Annotated in this window: 16 protein-coding genes and 1 pseudogene; all 17 read left to right on the top strand. The window is 49.8% G+C overall.

Annotated features, from left to right (window positions below):
* The 17 genes and pseudogenes from tssE (at nucleotide 1) to MNO13_RS20355 (ending at nucleotide 20,027) form a co-directional block, all read left to right on the top strand.
* Entirely contained in the window at nucleotides 1-423 is a 423-nt protein-coding gene (gene tssE, locus MNO13_RS20435) for a type VI secretion system baseplate subunit TssE (protein ID WP_416135270.1), read from the top strand.
* Nucleotides 424-425: 2 nt separating this feature from the next.
* Nucleotides 426-2,246, top strand: coding sequence for a type VI secretion system baseplate subunit TssF (tssF, locus tag MNO13_RS20430; protein ID WP_241939185.1), 1,821 nt, complete (start codon nucleotides 426-428; stop codon nucleotides 2,244-2,246).
* Nucleotides 2,213-3,259, top strand: a complete 1,047-nt coding sequence (gene tssG / locus MNO13_RS20425; RefSeq protein WP_241939184.1) for a type VI secretion system baseplate subunit TssG — start codon at nucleotides 2,213-2,215, stop codon at nucleotides 3,257-3,259. Before tssF ends, tssG begins: the two co-directional genes overlap by 34 nt.
* Nucleotides 3,260-3,287: 28 nt before the next feature.
* A complete protein-coding gene (gene tagH, locus MNO13_RS20420) occupies nucleotides 3,288-4,583 on the top strand; it encodes a type VI secretion system-associated FHA domain protein TagH (RefSeq protein WP_370919136.1) in 1,296 nt (431 codons plus the stop codon).
* Nucleotides 4,584-4,600: 17 nt separating this feature from the next.
* The gene (tssJ, locus tag MNO13_RS20415) at nucleotides 4,601-5,110 is read left to right on the top strand and encodes a type VI secretion system lipoprotein TssJ (RefSeq protein WP_121815691.1); all 510 of its coding nucleotides are present in this window, start codon (nucleotides 4,601-4,603) and stop codon (nucleotides 5,108-5,110) included.
* Nucleotides 5,111-5,112: 2 nt separating this feature from the next.
* Nucleotides 5,113-6,456, top strand: coding sequence for a type VI secretion system baseplate subunit TssK (gene tssK, locus MNO13_RS20410; protein ID WP_064556633.1), 1,344 nt, complete (start codon nucleotides 5,113-5,115; stop codon nucleotides 6,454-6,456).
* Nucleotides 6,457-6,535: 79 nt separating this feature from the next.
* Nucleotides 6,536-7,279: a type IVB secretion system protein IcmH/DotU gene (icmH, locus tag MNO13_RS20405; protein WP_121815690.1), complete on the top strand. Its 744-nt coding sequence runs from the start codon at nucleotides 6,536-6,538 to the stop codon at nucleotides 7,277-7,279.
* An 8-nt stretch (nucleotides 7,280-7,287) separates the two neighbouring features.
* Nucleotides 7,288-9,990, top strand: coding sequence for a type VI secretion system ATPase TssH (tssH, locus tag MNO13_RS20400; RefSeq protein WP_241939183.1), 2,703 nt, complete (start codon nucleotides 7,288-7,290; stop codon nucleotides 9,988-9,990).
* An 83-nt stretch (nucleotides 9,991-10,073) separates the two neighbouring features.
* A pseudogene (gene vasI / locus MNO13_RS20395) lies at nucleotides 10,074-10,679 on the top strand (type VI secretion system-associated protein VasI); the annotation flags it as partial.
* A gap of 4 nt (nucleotides 10,680-10,683) precedes the next feature.
* Entirely contained in the window at nucleotides 10,684-12,078 is a 1,395-nt protein-coding gene (gene tssA, locus MNO13_RS20390) for a type VI secretion system protein TssA (protein ID WP_241939182.1), read from the top strand.
* Nucleotides 12,079-12,096: 18 nt separating this feature from the next.
* Entirely contained in the window at nucleotides 12,097-15,621 is a 3,525-nt protein-coding gene (gene tssM / locus MNO13_RS20385) for a type VI secretion system membrane subunit TssM (RefSeq protein ID WP_338423817.1), read from the top strand.
* A gap of 74 nt (nucleotides 15,622-15,695) precedes the next feature.
* Nucleotides 15,696-16,175 carry an Hcp family type VI secretion system effector gene (locus MNO13_RS20380; RefSeq protein ID WP_064539989.1) on the top strand — a complete coding sequence of 160 codons (480 nt, stop codon included), beginning with the start codon at nucleotides 15,696-15,698 and terminating at the stop codon, nucleotides 16,173-16,175.
* A gap of 19 nt (nucleotides 16,176-16,194) precedes the next feature.
* Nucleotides 16,195-17,055 carry a hypothetical protein gene (locus MNO13_RS20375; RefSeq protein WP_241939181.1) on the top strand — a complete coding sequence of 287 codons (861 nt, stop codon included), beginning with the start codon at nucleotides 16,195-16,197 and terminating at the stop codon, nucleotides 17,053-17,055.
* 4 nt (nucleotides 17,056-17,059) lie between these two features.
* Nucleotides 17,060-17,518, top strand: a complete 459-nt coding sequence (locus MNO13_RS20370) for a DUF1240 domain-containing protein (RefSeq protein ID WP_162303014.1) — start codon at nucleotides 17,060-17,062, stop codon at nucleotides 17,516-17,518.
* A 66-nt stretch (nucleotides 17,519-17,584) separates the two neighbouring features.
* On the top strand, nucleotides 17,585-18,049 hold the full coding sequence (locus MNO13_RS20365) for a hypothetical protein (RefSeq protein ID WP_241939180.1): 465 nt from the start codon (nucleotides 17,585-17,587) through the stop codon (nucleotides 18,047-18,049).
* Between the two features lie 66 nt (nucleotides 18,050-18,115).
* The gene (locus tag MNO13_RS20360; protein ID WP_241939179.1) at nucleotides 18,116-18,586 is read left to right on the top strand and encodes a hypothetical protein; all 471 of its coding nucleotides are present in this window, start codon (nucleotides 18,116-18,118) and stop codon (nucleotides 18,584-18,586) included.
* Nucleotides 18,587-18,698: 112 nt separating this feature from the next.
* Nucleotides 18,699-20,027 carry a VasL domain-containing protein gene (locus MNO13_RS20355; protein WP_241939178.1) on the top strand — a complete coding sequence of 443 codons (1,329 nt, stop codon included), beginning with the start codon at nucleotides 18,699-18,701 and terminating at the stop codon, nucleotides 20,025-20,027.
* Nucleotides 20,028-20,132 lie beyond the last annotated feature (105 nt).

Raw genomic sequence — 20,132 nt, 5'->3', positions numbered from 1 at the left:
ATGATGAAGGAGCGGGTGTTCGGGGGCAGTCTGTTTGAACGCATCCAGGAGGCGGTGGATCTGCCTGTACGCAGGAAACCGAAAGAAGCGTTGCTGCGCTCTGTTCGGAGCAATCTGCAGAATGTACTCAACACCCGTTCCGGTAGCTGTTATGGGTCACCGGAGCTAGGTATCACCGATTTAGATGATGATGCCCTGGTCTCCAGTGATTTCAGAAGCGAAATAATAAAAGCCATCAGGAACTGTATGTTGCGCTACGAACCTCGAATGTCTGATGTGGTGGTAACGGCAATTGCAGAGGATGGGTATTCGCCATTGGAACTGTGTTTCCATATTGTGGCGTACATGAATTTCAGCGAAAGCAGGGATGTTCTGGAGTTTGATATCCTGCTGGATAACCGCCAGCACTGGTGTGTGGAGTAGAAATGGCTTTCGAAGAACGCTACTACCGGGAGGAGCTGGATTACTTGCGTCAGCTCGGCAAACTACTCGCGCAAGAAAAACCTTACCTGGCCCGTTTTCTGGCTGAAAAGGAAGGAGATCCAGATGTCGAGCGCCTGATGGAGGCGTTTGCTTTCCTTTCTGGCGGTCTGCGTCAGAAGCTGGAAGATGAATTTCCTGAATTCACACATGGGCTGATTAATATGCTGTGGCCTAATTACCTGCGCCCAGTTCCGTCCATGACAGTCATTGAATATCAGCCCAAAAAAGAGTTACTGACCGCGGTTGAAGTAAGCCGGAACGAATTGGTAAGAACCGATACAGGTAGCAGCTCACAGTCTCTTGCCCCTGGAGGGCTGACCGATGACGAGAAAGCGGCGCCTCCAGCCTGCTATTTTACTCTTGCACGCAATACTTGGTTGCAACCCCTGTATATCCGGGATGTACGCAATGTCAGTAGCTTGAAAGAGGGGGTCATTGAGGTTGATTTCTTCACTGAGGGGAATGTTCCATCTCGCTCCCTGGATATGAATAAACTGACCTTCTGGCTGGGTAACGAGGATGATTACACTCGTCACCAACTTTATCTGTGGTTCAGTGAGCGGTTGATGGATGCTGAACTGGTTTCCGGGTCACATCGTTTCGCATTACCGGAACTGTGGCTGGATGCTGCCGGATTTGAACGGGACGATGCGTTACTACCCTGGCCAAAAAATGTTCATACCGGTTACCGTGTACTCCAGGAATACTTCTGCTATCCGGAGAGTTTTTTCTTCTTTCGCATGCGTGACGCAGCACCGTTACCGGAAGATTTTCCGGTTCAAACCTTCACGCTGCGCCTGCATTTTAACCAGCCGTTGCCTGTGGACATAAAACTGCGAAAGGATTCTTTGCGTCCGTACTGTACGCCAGCGGTAAACCTGTTTGCTTACCATGCCGAACCTGTCAGCCCAGACAGCAGCACACCGCAGTACCCTCTGCGCGCGAGCCATCAGCATCCGGAAGCCTATGATATCTTTCGAGTGAAATCTGTATCCAGCAAGATGAGCAGTTCATCTGACGGTAAACCCTTCCGCCTCTGGCCTGAATTTGAAGGCTTTCAGCATCAAATAGAATACAGCCGTCAGCGCGAAGTCGTTTACTGGCACCACCGGACAAAAACCTCGTTGTTCCATCGTGGTCTGGAACATTCCATAGCCTTTGTACATGCAGATGGCAGCCAGCCAGACCACTCCGGACTGAACGATGAAGTCATCACCGCCTCACTGGTCTGTACCAACCGGATGCTACCTGCGTCGCTACATACTGGTGATATAAGTGTTGCGGTTGACAAAAATTCGTCGGTAGCATCCTTCAGCAATGTTACCCGTCCGACCCGTCCATTGTACCCCGTCACAGATGGCGACATGCACTGGTCGCTGATTTCCTGTATGAACCTGAATTACCTGTCTTTGCTTGACAGAGACGCGCTAATTCAGGTGATGCGTACATTCGACCTGCCGGGGATCCACCACCCGCAGCAAGCAATGCTCTCACGCCAAAAACTGGATGCCATTGAAAAACTTGATACCCACCCAGTTGACCGCTTGTTTAAAGGGGTACCAGTACGTGGATTATCCACCACGCTGTGGATCGACCCCACTCCCTTTGTCTGCGAGGGTGAGATCTACCTGCTGGGAACCGTGCTGTCGCACTTCTTCGCCCTGTATGCCAGCATCAATTCATTTCACTGTCTGAAAATCATCAATACGGAAAGTCAGGAGGCCTGGGAATGGCAACATACCGGTCAGCACGCCCTGATGTAGGGAAACGGGACTCATTCCCGACCGATGTGCGCGGGATGAATTTTTATGTCCTGATGGATGCGCTGTACCGTTTGTATGGAGATTCAGGCGAGGAGCCTTCTTTGCGCACGGAACCCAGCCGGGAAGTGGCACTGTTCAAATCAGACGCCGGCATCGCCTTTCCGGTAAGTGACTTGACTACGCTTGGGCGCAACGATACTGGCCAGTTCTCTCTGACCACAACGTTTCTTGGTTTCTCAGGTAGCCAGTCCCCTTTACCGGGTTATTACCTGGATAAGATGGCCCGGGAAGATGCGCAGCATGAAGAAGGGCTGAAAGCATTTCTCGATCTGTTCAGTCACCGCTGGACACAGTTTGCTTACCACGCCTGGCGCAAGTACCGCTATTACATCTGTTTTCGCAATGGTGGTACGGACATTTTCTCGCAGCGTATGTATGCCCTGGTGGGGTTAGGTAATCAGAGCGTGCGTGGCAAGCTCGCTATCAACCATAGCAAGATGTTGGCTTATGCCGGAGTGCTGGCGACACCAGGCCGTTCGCCGGATGTGGTATGCAATTTGGTATCCCATTGTTTTGATCTGCCGGATGTCACCATTGAAAGCTGGCAGTTGCGTAAAGTACCGATTGAACCATCACAGCAGAACCGTCTGGGTGTCCGTAATTCGAAGAAGAAAACTGCCGGGTATATCCCCGGACGCTCTGTGATTGGCGTTAATTTTACCCTCGGTTCGCGAGTGCCAGATCGCAGTGGAAAATTCTTGCTAAAGATTGGCGGTTTATCGATGACTCGTTATCTGTCTTTTTTACCAGGCGGTGATAACCATCAGGCGCTAACGGTATTTATTTCCTTTCTTCTGCGAGATCAGTTTTCCTGGGATTTACGGCTAGATCTGGCACCAGAACAGGCCCAGGGAATGCGACTGGGTGACTGTGCCCGCTCCTGTATTGGCCGTACTGCGTTTATTGGTCTGCCGAAAACACCGCCTTCTGTCACCCTCCACATCAGGGAATAATTTTATGGAGCAGTATATGGCTGAGGAAATACCACAGTCTTCCGCATTATCACTGACGTTACAGGTGATGAACGGCAACGAACTGGAAAGTGGACGTGCCGCAAAATGCCTTTTTTCCGCCGGAGGTGGGGATATTGGTCATACGCAGGCATGCCACTGGCCGATACAGGACCGGGCTGGTTCGGTTGCAGGCCGTGCCTGCCAGGTCGTCCTGCATGATGGCACATTCTGTTTACGCAATCTGACACCCGGATTGATGATTAATCAAGCTTCAGTATCGGTAGACACTGGGCTGGTGCGTTTGTGTCAGGGCGATGAGATTGGCTTGGGCGCACTGGTATTGAAAGTGTTTATTCACGAAGGGAAGCTGGTGAGTTATGGCGAACAGATGGCCGCGCCCGAAACGATAGTGACAAACCGTGATCGACTAGCTGATGCCCTGCTGACCACTGACGGCCAGCCTGCATATCCAGGAATGCCTCACCGCCATCAACTTGCGGACACGGTTGTAAATGGTTTTTCCACCGACCCATTGCAGGTGCTTCAGGCCGAAAACCTGACCACTGCAGGCGATCTGCTTTCTGGTATGGGGCGCGGTAGGTCTTCCGCCCAGTTGTCCGATCCTGCCAATAATAGTGGGATCGATATTCCTTTTATGGATCTTCCTCCTATGTATGCCGATGCACGTGACAATCGTGACACTAATGAGAATACCGATTCGCCTGCTCAGATGGCGCAGCGCCACCTTGCCGTTACCCCGCTTCTCCGCGGGTTGGGTAGCTCACTTGCCGTACGTAACTCTCAGGATGCGGACGATTTTCTCGAAGAAGCAGGGCGTTCATTACAGGCAGCAATAAAGGGCTTGCTCGACCTACAACAACGGCAAAGTAGCCTGTCAGACAAACATCTGCGTCCCCTGGAAGATAACCCCCTACGCCTGAATCTGGATTATTCCACTGCTGTGGATGTGATGTTTGCCGAAGGCAAAAGCCCGGTACATCTTGCGGCCCCTGCGGCCATTGCTGAGAGTTTGCGTAACATTCGCCATCATGACGAAGCAAACAAGGCAGCTATCAATGAAGCATTACACGTGATGCTGGAGGCTTTCTCTCCGCAGAGTTTGATGCGTCGCTTTATTCAATACCGTTGCAGCCATGAACTGCGTCAACAACTTGATGATGCAGGTTCCTGGCAGATGTACAGCCATTATTACGACGAACTGGCTTCAGATCGCCAGCAGGGTTTTTCCATGTTGTTCAACGAAGTATACGCCCAGGTCTATGACCGGGTGCTGCGTGAGAAACAGCGGGAGCCTGAAGAGTGAAAGGACGCGTTTTCTGCATCTGGATAACGTTGCTTGCCGCAACCCTGAGTGGTTGCGAGACAGCGAAAAAAATTGGTCAGGTGATCAGCGACCCGAGTGTTCAGGTTGGAAAGCGGGCAGAGCAGCCGTCGGAAATCACGATTACCCTGCTAACTGAACCGGACACCAATACCAACGTAGATGGTGAAGCCGCTCCAGTGGATGTGCAACTGGTTTACATGAGCGATGACTCAAAATTACAGGCTGCGGATTATGACCAGATTGCCAGAACCGCGTTACCGGACGTGATTGGGAAAAATTATATCGATCACCAGGATTTCAGCTTATTGCCTGACTCTATGAAAACCCTGCCACCAGTGAAACTGGATGAAAAAACACAGTTTATTGGTGTCATTGCCTATTTTTCTGACGATCAGACCACTGAATGGAAACAAATCGAACCAGTGGAAGGCGCGGGTCACCATGAGTATCGCCTGCTGGTACATGTACGGCAGAACAGCATCGAAATGAAAAAAGAGGAAAACTGATAATGGCGACCATGAAAAATAAAGTGATCTGGCAGGAAGGTTTGTTCGCCGTGCCTCAGCATTTTCAGCAACAGCAGCGTAACCATGAATACCTGCTGAACCAGCGTATCAATGCCCGGGATGATTTCGCCTGGGGGTTTACTGAGCTGTCACTCAATACAGAGCTCCTCGCGCAGGGGAAAATTATGCTTTCCAGTGCGACTGGCTGTATGCCTGATGGCACGGTGTTCAGTATTCCTGAGCAGGATCATCTTCCCGTGCCTTTTCAACCCATCGATATGTCCGCTCCAGGAAGCCATGATATTTACCTGGCGATACCGGTGATCAGCGATATTATCTGCGAAATTAAGGGGCATCAGAGTACCGGGAACGGAACGGAGCGTTACAGCTTAACCCGTGCCGATGTCCGTGATTTACACTCCGATGGTGGCGACGTACAGCAGATCGAACTGGGAATGCTAGTACCGAAAATTGTCAGCGGCGCGGACGATCTCAGTGCCATGGTGACATTGCCGCTATGCCGTATCCGGAGCCTGCAACCCAATGGTGCACTGGTGCTGGATGACAGTTTTATTCCTACCTGTCAGGCCATTCGGGTCAGCTCGGTGCTGAGTGCATTTGCTGGTGATGTGCAGGGCCTTATCAGCAATCGTGCCAGCGAACTGGCGAAACGTATCGGCTCCCCTGAGCAAAGCGGTATTGCTGATGTTGCGGAATTTATGATGTTGCAGATGCTCAATCGCAGTCAGATGCACTTCAATCACCGCTCGCACTTACATACTTTGCACCCCGAAAGTTTTTATCTGGATCTGGTCCGGCTACTGGGTGAGTTGATGACGTTTACTGAAAACAGCCGTCAACCCTGTAGTGTGGAGGTTTACATTCATCGCGACCTCACTATGTCGTTTAAAACGGTGATACCGGAACTGCGCCGTGCGCTTAACACTGTGCTGATGCCACGTGCGCAGAACCTGCCATTGAGCTTCTCGGATGGTGTCTATCTCGCTACTGTAAACGATCCGGCACTGCTGCAATCCGGCTCCTTTGTACTGGCGGTCCGCGCACGTATGCCGAGCAACCAGATTATCCTCCAGTTTACTCAGCAGTCCAAAATCGCCGCTACTGACAAGATTCGCAATGTGGTCAGTGTGCAGGTACCGGGTGTGCCGCTGCGTACACTGACCGCTGCCCCGCGCCAGCTTCCGTATCACGACGGGTATGTTTACTTCGAACTGGAAAAAGGTTCTTCGGCCTGGCAGGACGTGGTGAAAGCCGGTGCGCTGGCACTGCATATTTCCGGTAATTTCCCGGAACTAGACATGCAGCTGTGGGCGATAAGAGGCTAAGTCTATGAGCGAACAGTCCGTTCTTCTATCCGACAAAAATGACCCTCTGCTCACCGTGGGCTCCCCCGGGCAGAGCAGAATGGTTTCACCTGAAGGTGGAGAAGAAATATCTCTGCGCCATTACCGTCTCGTCCTGCGTGGTAGCAGCCTGAACCCAATGATTGACGCTGCCACTCCGATGCTGGGGATGGTCATGCGCGTCACTGGGATGAACAGCCATGCCATGCCGGAACATCTATTTCCTCAGGTGGTGACGGATGTGCAGGCAATAGAGCAGTTGCTCCAGGAGCAGGGTTATGAACCTGGCGCTATCGTTTCATTTCGCTACATCCTCTGCACCTTTATAGACGAGGTGGCGCTAGGTAATGGTTGGTCGAACAAGAATGAGTGGATCAAACAATCTTTACTGGTGCATTTCCATAATGAAGCGTGGGGTGGTGAGAAAGTCTTTATTTTGCTCGAGCGACTGATGCGCGAACCAAAACGCTACCAGGACTTACTGGAGTTCTTATATCTGTGTTTTTCTCTGGGTTTTCGTGGGCGCTACAAAGTTGCGGTACAGGATTCTGGGGAATTTGAGCTGATTTACCGCCGTCTGCACCATGCTTTGCATGGGCTGCGTGGCGATGCGCCGTTCCCGCTGCTGCATCAGGATAATAAAACACAGGGCGGGCGTTATCAGTTAATCAAGCGGCTGACCATTAAACATGTGCTGCTCGGTGGTTTTACTGTGTTGGTTCTGTTTTTCCTATTTTACCTGCTGCGCCTGGATAACCAGACGCAGGACATTCTCCACCAGTTAAACCGGCTGCTCGCCAGGTAAGGACACCTATGATCCAGATTGATTTATCAACGTTGGTAAAACGCCTTAACCTCTTTTCCAGGCAGGCGTTAGAGACGGCTGCATCGGAATGCATGAGCCAGCAAGCAGTGGAGATTACTGTTAGCCACATATTAATACAGATGCTTGCCATTCCTCGTAGCGACCTGCGGGTGATCACCGAACATGCCGAGATCCGGTTGGATGAACTACGCCAGGCACTGACAGTGGAAAATTATGCCAGCTCCCGTTCAACAGACAGTTACCCATCTTTTTCACCGATGCTGGTTGAATGGCTGAAAGAGGCCTGGCTACTGGCGTCTGCACAAATGCAACAGAGCGAATTGCGTGGCGGTGTGCTGCTGCTAGCCCTGTTACATTCACCGTTGCGTTATTTACCTCCCGCTGCAGCTCGTCTGTTGAGCGGTATTAACCGTGACCGTTTGCAACAGGATTTTGCACAGTGGACGCAGGAATCAGCGGAAACAGTGCTATTGAATGCAGAGGGACTGGCCGTCAATACAGCAGCAGATACAGGTGACAGCTTACTTGCCCGCTATGCGAAGAACATGACCGAAGATGCCCGTCAGGGGCGACTTGATCCGGTATTGTGCCGCGATAACGAAATAGACCTGATGATCGATATTCTCTGCCGTCGCCGTAAGAACAACCCAGTGGTAGTGGGGGAGGCGGGCGTGGGTAAAAGTGCACTAATTGAAGGACTGGCGTTACGCGTTGTCGCAAGCCAAGTACCGGATAAGCTACGCGATACCGATATCATGACCCTGGATTTAGGTGCACTTCAGGCAGGGGCGTCAGTCAAGGGTGAGTTTGAAAAACGTTTTAAAGGACTGATGGCGGAAGTGATTCAGTCACCGAAACCAATCATCTTGTTTATTGATGAGGCGCACACGCTAATTGGTGCCGGCAATCAGCAGGGGGGGCTGGATATCTCCAACCTGCTCAAACCCGCCCTGGCTCGTGGTGAGCTGAAAACAATCGCTGCTACGACCTGGAGCGAATACAAAAAATACTTCGAGAAAGATGCTGCGTTGTCACGTCGTTTCCAGCTAGTGAAGGTCAGCGAACCGGATGCTGCCGAGTCCACTATTATCCTGCGTGGCCTATCGGCGGTATATGAACAGTCGCATGGTGTGCTGATTGACGATGAGGCTCTACAGGCGGCGGCGTCACTTAGCGAGCGCTATATTTCTGGCCGTCAGTTGCCAGACAAAGCTATTGATGTGCTGGATACCGCTTGTGCACGCGTAGCGATTAACCTCTCGTCGCCGCCAAAACAAATCTCAGCCTTGACCACTCTGATCCACCAATGTAAAGCGGAAATCCGTCAGCTGGAACGCGAAATCCGAATTGGCCTGCGTTCTGATACGTCGCGACGGGACGAGGTTCAAGCACAATATGAAACAGCGCATAGTGAATTATTGACACTGGAAGCCGCATGGCACCAGCAGCAGGCATTGGTGCAGGAGATTATCACGCTGCGACAAGGGCTGCTGGAAGCGGTGGTTGTCAGCGATGATGCCGCCGAAGCAGCAGATGAACCTGTAATGGAACAGCCTGAAAACGAAGCCGGGATTTGTCCTGTAACACGTCTGGCGGAACTGACCGCCGAACTGGATGCCCTGCATCATACTCAGTTACTGGTCTCGCCGCACGTTGATAAAAAACAAATTGCCGCTGTGATTGCCGAATGGACTGGCGTCCCACTTAACCGTCTGTCGCAAAACGAAATGTCGGTCATTACTGAGTTACCACGGTGGCTCGGCGATACCATCAAAGGTCAAGAGCTGGCAATCAAACATCTACACAAACATCTGCTGACTGCGCGGGCCGATTTGCGCCGGCCAGGGCGTCCGCTCGGCGCCTTCCTGCTGGCTGGCCCTAGCGGTGTGGGTAAAACCGAAACCGTGCTGCAACTGGCAGAACTGCTCTACGGCGGTCGCCAGTATCTCACCACCATTAATATGTCGGAGTTCCAGGAAAAACACACCGTCTCGCGCCTGATTGGTTCACCTCCTGGTTACGTTGGCTACGGCGAAGGTGGGGTGTTGACCGAAGCCATTCGCCAGAAACCTTACTCAGTAGTCCTGTTGGATGAAGTGGAAAAAGCTCATCCGGATGTGCTCAACCTCTTCTACCAGGCATTTGATAAAGGTGAGATGGCCGACGGTGAAGGTCGTCTTATTGACTGCAAAAACATTGTATTTTTCCTGACGTCCAACCTTGGTTACCAGGTGATTGTTGAACATGCCGAAAATCCTGAAGTCATGCAGGAAGCGTTGTATCCGCTGCTAGCGGAATTTTTCAAACCTGCGCTACTGGCGCGTATGGAAGTCGTACCCTATTTACCGCTTTCACGCGAGACCTTATCCGTGATTATCGCCGGGAAGCTAACCCGCCTTGAGAACATTTTGCACACCCGCTTTAGTGCAGAAGTGGTGATTGAACCGGAAGTGACGGATGAAATCATGCAGAGAGTCACCCGCGCGGAAAACGGGGCTCGTATGCTTGAGTCGGTGATTGACGGCGAGATGCTGCCGCCACTTTCTCTACTGCTGTTGCAGAAAATGGCCGCCAGTACGGCGATTGCGCGGATTTGCCTGAGCGCAGTGAACGGCGTGTTTACGGCAGAAGTAGAAGATGAATTGAATGAAGCAACGATTGCTGAGGAAGAAGACGTTTTATGCGAATAGCTCCCTGCTGGTCGCTGATGGCGTCTCTGACGTTCTCTCCGGTGTATGCCGGGGAGTTTCCCGACGTTGCACCGCAGGCGCAGGATGCATTGTCCTCGTTGCAGGCAATGCAATCCTGCCGTCGGGAGTCTGCGGCACTAGAGCGTCTCGATTGCTATGACCAAATACTCGCTCCGATGCAATCACAGGGGTTCAGCGGTGCGCTGGCAAAAGCAAGTTACGTTGGGGAGGCGTGGACGCGAGCTATTGAGCAGGAAAAACAGCGTACCGGCAATACTACTGAATTGCTGATCACACAGGCTTCTGGCGAGCGCCCGACGGTAACTATCACTACCCCTGCGATTGGCAACTTGCCGCCTCGCCCGGTGCTGATGTTCAGTTGCGTGGACAACATCACCCGGATGCAGGTAGCGCTAATGCAACCGCTGAACAGACACGATCTCACCGTCCAACTGAATGCAGATAACAGAACTTTCAGTAGCCACTGGTTTGTACGTGAGAACGGTACGCTGCTGGAGGCCAGCCGGGGGCTATCCGGTATTGATGAAATCAGACAGATCCTGGGTGCAAAAACACTGACTATTAACACTGGCACGGACAGCGCCGCCGGGAAATTGACCTTTAATATCGACGGACTAGCGCAGGTGATTAAGCCGTTACAGGAAGCCTGTCACTGGGCGAGGGAATAAATAGATGGACTTACATAATCCCGATGTGTGGTTTGCACAACTACTGGAAAATCTGCCAGAAGATAAATCAGCCGCAGCACTAAAAGATGACAATCCTGACTGGGAGTATATTGACGGCGACATCGTCAAGCTTGGTTCGCTGGCGCATGGTCAACTGAATATTCCAGAAATACAGCGTCGTGGGCTTGTACTCCTGGCCTCAGAGAGCAAAGACTTCCGTCTGTTGGCGCATCTTTTGCGTACCTTGCAACACGCTGGCAACCCGTTGCTGGCATTGCGCCTGTTGGACCGTTACGTGGAACACTACTGGTTGGTCGCTGCGCCACAAAATATGGCGCATAAAAAACGCTTTGCCGGGCAGGTGATAAAGCGTTTTGAGCCTGGCGTTGATGGTTTTGCCCGGCAGGCTGATGCCACACAGCGCGACCTGCTACTGGGGGAATTGGCGAAACTTGCACTGCGCTGGCAGGAACATAACGCGCCGGAACTGGCACAGTCCGCAGATGATCTCTTTGCTCTTTACCAGCGGGCATTCCGGGACTGCTCGCCAGTCTCTTCTCCTGCATCTACACAGTCCACCGCTACCCCGGTGCAGACCGCTGCTTTGCCGGTATCAACAACGCCTGCGGCAATGGTAAATATCGATAGCCATGACAATAAAACCTGGCGCGACACGTTACTGAAAGTTGCAGCCATCTTATGTGAACGCCAACCGGACTCGCCGCAGGGCTACCGTTTGCGCCGCCATGCATTATGGCAATCTATCACCAGCACTCCTCAGGCTGAAAGCGATGGACGCACACAACTGGCGGCAGTCTCTGCCGATATGGCAGCAGAGTACCAGTCCCGTCTGAACACTGCGGATATGGCGTTATGGCAACAGACAGAGAAAAGTCTATTGCTTGCCCCGTACTGGATTGACGGCCATTACCTTTCCGCACAAATCGCGCAGCATCTTGGCTATTCCCGCGTGGCGGAGTCTATCCGCGATGAAGTTACCTGCTTTCTCACCCGGTTACCTCAGTTGGCTAACTTAAAGTTTAACGATCTCACACCGTTTATGGCTGAACCAACGAAACAGTGGCTGCTTGCAGGGCAGGGTAGCCAGCCAACTCATGCCGTGCAGACAGATGAAGCTACGCAGGCCATCCGTCAGTGCTTTAGCGATCACGGATTGGAAGCAGCGCTGCGGTATCTGGAGCAACTTCCTGCAGGGGAGCCCCGTGACCAGTTTCACCGGCAGTATCTTGGTGCACAACTGATGGAAGAAGCAGGGATGGAACAGCTTGCTCAACAGCAGTACCGGATGATGTTCCAGGCAGGGGGGCGGATGATGCTGGCCGACTGGGAGCCGTCATTGCTGGAAGCACTGAAAAACAAATTCACGGCAGAACAATAAGAAATTACAGGAGTTTTTGTGTTCAGATTACCAACCCCCCGACTGTTTAGCGGGCTTAAGACCATGCTCAGGCCGGCGATGCCGCGGTTAAAGGTTTCCGCTGCCTGGTTGTTGATGCTGGCGTGGATCTTTCTGCTGGTATGGATCTGGTGGAAAGGCCCCGCGTGGAAGCTGTATGACGAGTATTGGCTACAACCTTTGGCAAACCGCTGGCTGGCCACTGCTGCCTGGGGATTGATCGCGCTGGCGTGGCTGACTATCAGGGTCATGAAGCGACTGCAGCAACTTGAAAAACAGCAGCGTCAGCAGCGTGAGGAGACGCAGGATCCGCTCAGCGCGGAACTGAATGCACAGCAGCGTTATCTTGATCGCTGGTTGTTGCGTCTGCAACGTCATCTCGACAGCCGTCGTTACCTGTGGCAATTGCCGTGGTATATGGTCATAGGCCCAACAGGGAGTGGTAAAACAGCGCTGCTGCGCGAAGGTTTTCCATCTGACATTATTTATACTCCTGAAGCCGTTCGGGGAGCAGAACAACATCTACGCATAACACCGCATGTCGGGAAGCAGGCGGTGATTTTTGATATTGATGGTGCGCTCTGCGACCAGCCAGATGGAGATGTCTTACACCGTCGGCGCTGGGAACACATTCTGGGCTGGTTAGTCGAAAAACGCGCCCGTCAGCCGCTGAATGGCCTGATCCTGACACTGGACTTTACTGATCTGCTTACTGCTGACAAACGCCGCCGTGAGAATCTGTTGCAGATGCTGCGCAGCCGTCTGCAGGATGTACGTCAACATCTTCACTGCCAGTTACCGGTCTATGTGGTGCTAACCCGACTGGATTTACTCCATGGTTTTGCCGCCCTGTTTCAGTCGCTGGACAAAAAAGATCGTGACACTATTCTCGGCGTCACCTTTACCCGCCATGCCCATAAGAATGAAGACTGGCGTACGGAATTGAATACATTCTGGCAAAAATGGGTAGAACAGCTCAACCATAGCTTGCCGGATCTGATGCTGGCGCAGAACCACAATCGCAGTTCCCTGTTCAGCTTTGCCCGCCAAATACAGGGCAGCCGCGAATCCCTGACTGCGCTGATTGACGCCTTGCTGGACGGCGAAAACATGGATGTCATGTTGCGCGGGGTGTACCTCACCTCTTCGCTGCAACGTGGTCAGGTAGATGACATCTTTATGCAGTCCGCTGCCTGTCAATATCGGCTGGGTAGCAGCCCGCTGGTGGCCTGGCCACTGGTAGACACCGTACCGTATTTCACCCGCAATCTGTTTCCACAGGCGTTGCTGGCAGAGCCTAATTTGTCTGGGGAAAATAGCGTCTGGCTGGGTAATGCCCGTCGCCAGATGATGGCTTTTTCGGCATGCGGTGCAGTTCTGGCCATCCTGCTTATCAGCGGCTGGCAGCATTACTACAACACCAACTGGCGCGCAGGGATTAGGGTACTGGAGCAGGCGAGGGCGTTTATGGCCGTACCGCCGCCACAGGGAACAGATGACTACGGCAATCTGCAATTGCCTCTGCTTAACCCGGTACGTGATGCCACGCTGGCGTATGGTGACTGGGGCGAGCGTAGCCGCCTGGCTGAACTGGGGTTATATCAAGGGCGGCGTATTGGTCCCTATGTGGAACAGACTTATCTGCAACTGCTGGATCAGCGTTATCTCCCAGCTCTGTTTAATGGCCTGATGAAGGATCTGGCAGCAGCTCCGGATGGCAGTGAAGAGAAACTTGCTGTACTACGTGTGATCAGGATGCTGGAGGACAAAAGCGGGCGCAACGTGACTGCGGTGAAGCAGTATATGGCGAAACGCTGGAGCGATAAGTTTCATGGCCAGCGCGATGTGCAAGCGCAACTGATGGCGCACCTCGATTACAGCCTGAAGCATACAGACTGGCAGGCAGAGCGTGTGGCAGGCGATGTCGACGCCATCAATCGCTGGACACCGTATGAAAATTCAGTCGCTGCCGCACAGAAAGAACTCAGCAAACTGCCGGTTTACCAGCGCGTCTACCAGAGCCTGAAAACAAGGGCGTTGGGTGTGTTGCCTGCTGATCTGAATTTGCGTGACCAGGTCGGCCCGACCTTTGATCTGGTGTTTACCTCTTCAGATGACAGCAAACTAATTGTCCCGCAGTTTCTTACCCGTTACGGCCTGCAAAGTTACTTTGTGCAACAGCGTGACGCGCTGGTGGAGTTGACGGCGATGGACTCTTGGGTACTGAACCTGACTCGCAGTGTGAAATACAGCGAGGCTGACCGGGCTGAAATCCAACGTCAACTCACCGAGCAGTATTTCAGCGATTACACAGCGACCTGGCGTGCAGGGATGGACAACCTGAACGTGCATAACTATGAGTCGATCACGGAACTGGCAGGGTCGCTGGAGCAAATCATCAGCGGCGACCAACCTCTTCAGCGGGCGCTGACCGCATTGCGGGATAACACGCAACCGGCGGTGTTTTCCGAAAAACTGGATGACAAGGCCCGCGAAGAAGCGTTGGCAGAGCCGGATTACCTGTTGCTGACGCGTCTGGGGCATGAGTTTGCTACCGAAAACAGCACACTGACGGTACAGAAAGACAAAGAAAGCACTCTACAGGCAGTTTACCAACAACTGACAGAGCTGCATCGTTATCTACAGGCTATTCAGAACGCACCGGTGCCGGGTAAATCAGCGCTGAAAGCCGTGCAGTTACGGCTGGATCAAAACAGCAGCGACCCTATTTTCGCCACTCGGCAGATGGCGAAAACATTGCCCGCACCGCTCAACCGTTGGGTAGGCAAGCTAGCTGACCAGGCCTGGCATGTGGTGATGGTGGAAGCTGTTCACTATATGGAAGTGGACTGGCGCGAAAACGTAGTAAAACCGTTCAATGAACAGCTTGCGAATAACTATCCGTTTAACCCGCGTTCATCGCAGGATGCATCGCTGGACGCGTTTGAACGCTTCTTTAAACCAGACGGTATTCTGGACAGCTTTTATCAGCAGAACCTGAAGCTGTTTATGGAAAACGATCTGAGTCTGGTGGATGGCGATAACAACGTGATTATTCGCGAAGATATCCGCCAGCAACTAGATACCGCGCAAAAAATCCGCGACATCTTTTTCAGTCGGCAAAACGGTTTAGGGACTCAGTTTGCGGTGGAGCCGGTGCAGCTTTCGGGTAACAAACGGCGCAGCGTATTGAACCTGGATGGCCAGCTTGTCGATTATAGCCAGGGGCGTAACTATACCGCGCATTTGGTGTGGCCGAACAATATGCGCGAAGGTAACGAGAGCAAGCTGACGATGATCGGTACTGGAGGGAATGCGCCACGAAGTATTAGCTTCAGTGGGCCGTGGGCACAATTCCGGTTATTTGGTGCAGGCCAATTAACCAACATTCAGGATGGTAGTTTCAGTGTGCGCTTTAATGTGGATGGCGGTGCAATGGTATATCGGGTACATACCGATACAGAAGATAACCCATTTGTTGGCGGGCTATTCAGCCAGTTCAAACTGACGGATACGCTGTACTAAGGATCGATGCCTTCTCAGGTTATTTATCTGATGAAGGCATCACATAATATTTAAACTTATCGTGCGGAATAATTATGGCAAATCTTATATATATGTCTCTTAACGGGGAATTACAGGGGTTAATTTCAGCTGGATGTTCTTCTCTGAATTCTATCGGTAATAAAGCGCAGGTTATTCATTATGATCAAATAATGGTGATGGAATTGTCTCACAGCTTAACTCGGCAGCAGAATGTTAATCACCAGGCGCTAACGATGGTTAAGCCGATAGATAAATCATCCCCTTTATTGGGGAAAGCCATCACAGAAAATGAATGTTTAACTTGTGATTTCAGTTTCTATCGTACCAATCGTATGGGCATGAATGAATGTTATTATAAGCTGAAATTAATTAATGCCAGAATAGCGGGAATTCATCTTCAGGTTCCCCATACTATTGATGATAGTGATGGCCAACCGCAAGAAACTATTGAACTGACATATGAGTCAATTAATTGGGAGCACTGTACTGCGGGAACCAGTGCATATAGTTTATGGAGCGATCGTATTTTCTGAATTAGGGAGGTGTGTTTAAATGACAAGTTATTCCCAGTGGTTAGAGAATAATGCTCAGGATGCTTTCATAAGGGGGGGGGACGATACCATTCTGGAGGCATGGAGACAAAGTCGCCGCGATTTAGAAGCACAATTATCAAAAAACACGCAGCATATAATGCTGTTAACTACGGATGAAGCACTTGATGCTGTGAAGGATCTTTATAGTTACGGCACCACCTTTGCAGGCAATATAAAAGATACAATATCTGGTGCAAAAAATATTACTAAACTGATGAGCTACAGAGAGGCTGAGAAGCTGGTTTTTAGATTTAAAGGGTTGGGTGTTAAGGCAGAAACTTATATTCAGAAAGGTGTCACCTATATTAAAATTACCGGCTATGCTTCTCTGCGCCGAATTTTGAATGGAACCCGTTATGCGGTTAATCACCCACAGATCCTTGAACTGGGTATAGGAAAAGCAGGAATTAATGCCGGAATCATGAGTGGTGCACGGTTCTGCATTTATTTTGCTGCTGCTCAACGTGTTGTGGAGTTTATTTTTTCCGATCACAGCGGGGAGGCTGTTGCCGCATTTATTGGAAATATCACCATGGATGTGGCTAAAGTAGTGGTGACTATATTTGTGACAAAAATGGTAGTAGCAGGAGCAGGAATTATGTTTAGTGTCACTCTCCCAATTTCTGCTGGCATAGTGCTTATTATTTTATTAGGGGTTGCTGTTACGACCGGATTGATGTATTTGGATGAAGAATTTCATTTATCCAATAAACTAATCTCGAGTATCGATAAAGGGATGGAAGAACATCAGAAAGTGACTGAATGGAATGTCAAAAATGCCAATCCTTATTTGTATACAATGTTGAATGGGCAGTATTGACATTATGGATATTGAGACATCCAAGAAAAAAGTTGTAGCGTTTATTATGGTTGTCTTTCTGACAAGTATGATAATCTTTCTTTATAATGCTTGCAGCAAAACTATAATGGGTTTGATTAATAGTGAGGATTATATTTTTTATACGTGGGGAAGTATTCCATCCTTTTTTGCACTGCCTGTAATAATTTATGGCGATGTGCTCTGTTTGAGTGTACTTCTTCCATATAGTTTGAAAACGACTCCTGCTTTGCTAAAGCTAATAATCCCAGCAACAATTTATGCCGCTGCTGCATTGGTTCTTGGTTTTATGCTTTCTTTAATAATATCCATTTACCCACTGGGTGCTAATTACTATCAATGTAAAGCCCCAAGTATTGTGTCAGGTAGTCATTATGCTAAGAGTAAAGAAATGTGCAAGGCGAGAGAATATTCAATAGACAGTGAAGGCGAAACTCAGAGGTAAATCCAGAAGATATTTAAAGCACAGATGATTATCAATTCACATTAATGATTAAGAGATGTTTATATTATGGACATGGTAAAGCTGAAAGGTATAGCTGGGGCTGTTTTTCTTATTGTGTTTCTAACGAGCGGGATAGTTTTTATTTACAATGAAGCAGGGTCGGATACAATAGAATTAATCAAAGGCTACGACTATATTTCCTATGATTGGAAACAAATGCCGTTATTTCTTTTTCTGCCAGTTATGGTTTTTTTTGATCTATTTATTATTTGTATGTTACTACTTCCATGGAGAAGAAGAATATCTTTGGTAATGCAAAAATTAATGATCCCAGTAACAGTTTACGGCATTTTTTCATTTGTTATTGGTGTAATTATCTCTATGGTCATTTCTGTATATCCGCTTGGTACCGATTACTATAAATGTGATTCCACAAGTATAGTCTCTTCAGGTAGTCATTACGCTAAGAGTAAAGAAATGTGCAAGGCGAGAGAATATTCAATAGACAGTGAAGACGAAACTCAGAGGTAAATCCAGAAGATATTTAAAGCACAGGTGATTATCAATTCCCATTAATGATTAAGAGATGTTTATATTATGGATATTGTAAGGCTGAAAGGTATAGCTGGGGCTGTTTTTCTTATTATACTCCTGACGAGTGGTGTGTTGTTTTTTTACACTATTGGCAGTGAGACAGTGATTGGGTTGATTAAAGGAGATGATTATATTTATTATGACTGGAAACAAATACCATTATTCCTTTTCACTCCGGTTATGATTTTTTTTGATTTATTTATTATTTGCCTTTTGATTTTTCCATGGAAAAAAAGAATGGCTTCGGTAATGCAGAAATTAATGATTCCAGTAACGGTTTATAGTATTTCCTCATTTGTTGTTGGTATTATTATTTCCATGATTATTTCTGTATACCCTCTTGGCACCGATTACTATAAATGTGATTCCACAAGTATCGTATCCTCAGGTAGTTATTATGCTAAGAGTAAAGAGATATGCAAACAAAGAGCATATTCACCTGAGCAGGAAAGCAAAGTAGATTCTATTAAATAATGTTTAATCTGTCGACATTGAATTTGTAAGAGTTATGCGAAATATATAATGAGCACAAGATTATTCTGTACGTGGTTATTTTGTTCTCAATTACATCCAAGGAATAAGTAAAATGAAAGAGACGCAGACCATCGTTACTGGTAGCGACCCGCGCGAATTGCCGGAATTTAGTGCCATCCGCGAGGAAATTAATAAAGCCAATAATCCATCGCAACCGGAACTGAACTGGAAACTGGTGGAATCGCTGGCGCTGGCGATTTTCAAAGCCAATGGAGTGGATTTGCATACTGCAGCTTACTATACGCTGGCTCGCACTCGTACCCAAGGGTTGCCTGGGTTCTGTGAAGGGACTGAATTGCTGGCAGCGATGATAAGCCATGAATGGGAAAAATTCTGGCCGCAGAGTGGCCCCGCGCGCACCGAAATGCTCGACTGGTTTAACACTCGTACTGGCAATATCTTGCGCCAACAGCTGTCATTTTCTGACGCTGACCTACCGCTGCTCTATCGCACTGAGCGGGCATTACAACTTATCTGCGACAAACTCCAGCAGGTGGAGTTGAAGCGTCATCCGCGTGTGGAAAATCTTTTGTACTTTGTGCAGAACACGCGAAAACGGCTTGAACCACAGCTAATAACCAGCGTGCCAGTACAACCGACTGTCCGGACGCTGGTGTACGCACCAGAGGGTGCAGAAACCTCACACGATTTGCTGCCGCCCCTTCCTGAATTGCCGGAGATGAGAGTGGCTGTTCATGGTGTGGCAGCCAGCCAGCCTATAGCCCAGAAGGGAAATCTCGTTAAGGGATTTGCAGGTGGTGTGTTCTGTAGCGCCGTTGCGGTTGTCGCATTCTGGTGGTGGCAGGTTTACCCTATGCAGCAACAAATCGGTGCAGTGCGCGATACGGCGCAGGGGGCAGCAACTGTGTGGTTAGTATCACCGGATCAGGCGAATTATCAGCAGCGGTTACAGCAACTCCTTACTGTTTCACCGTTGAAACCACTGGAAACGGGTCAACGGATGGTTCGCACGGCAGACAGCCAGTGGCCTGAAAGTTTGCAACAACAGCAAGCGACGGCGCAGTGGAATGACATGCTAAAAGGCCGCTCAGCAAACAGCCCCGAACTTAAGGGCTGGCAGCAGACGCGCACGGATTTACGCGCATTCGCTGAATTGTTAGTACAACGTGAAAAAGCGAAAGAAGGTTTTACACTTTCTTCTATCAAAACCATGGTCTATCAGGCAGAACGGACGCTGAACCAGGAAACACCTCTGGAATACCTGCTGACGCAATACCAGGATGCACACGAGCAGAAGCTGAATACTGATGCTCTGGAAAAACAAATTAATGAGCGGCTGGATGGCGTATTAAGCCGCTGGTTGTTGCTGAAAGACACCACTGTTCTGGGGACGGTAACCGACACTAAAGTTGATAAATAGTACTGACTATCAGGGGGATTAACATGGCAGATTTTTTAACTGACATTAAACAGAGAGTGATAGTTGTTGATATATCACCGTATTTCACATGAAGTACGAAAGTAA

Source organism: Buttiauxella ferragutiae, assembly GCF_022637515.1.
In the GTDB taxonomy this organism is placed as follows: domain Bacteria; phylum Pseudomonadota; class Gammaproteobacteria; order Enterobacterales; family Enterobacteriaceae; genus Buttiauxella; species Buttiauxella ferragutiae.
This window is presented reverse-complemented; position numbering and strand designations above follow the sequence as displayed.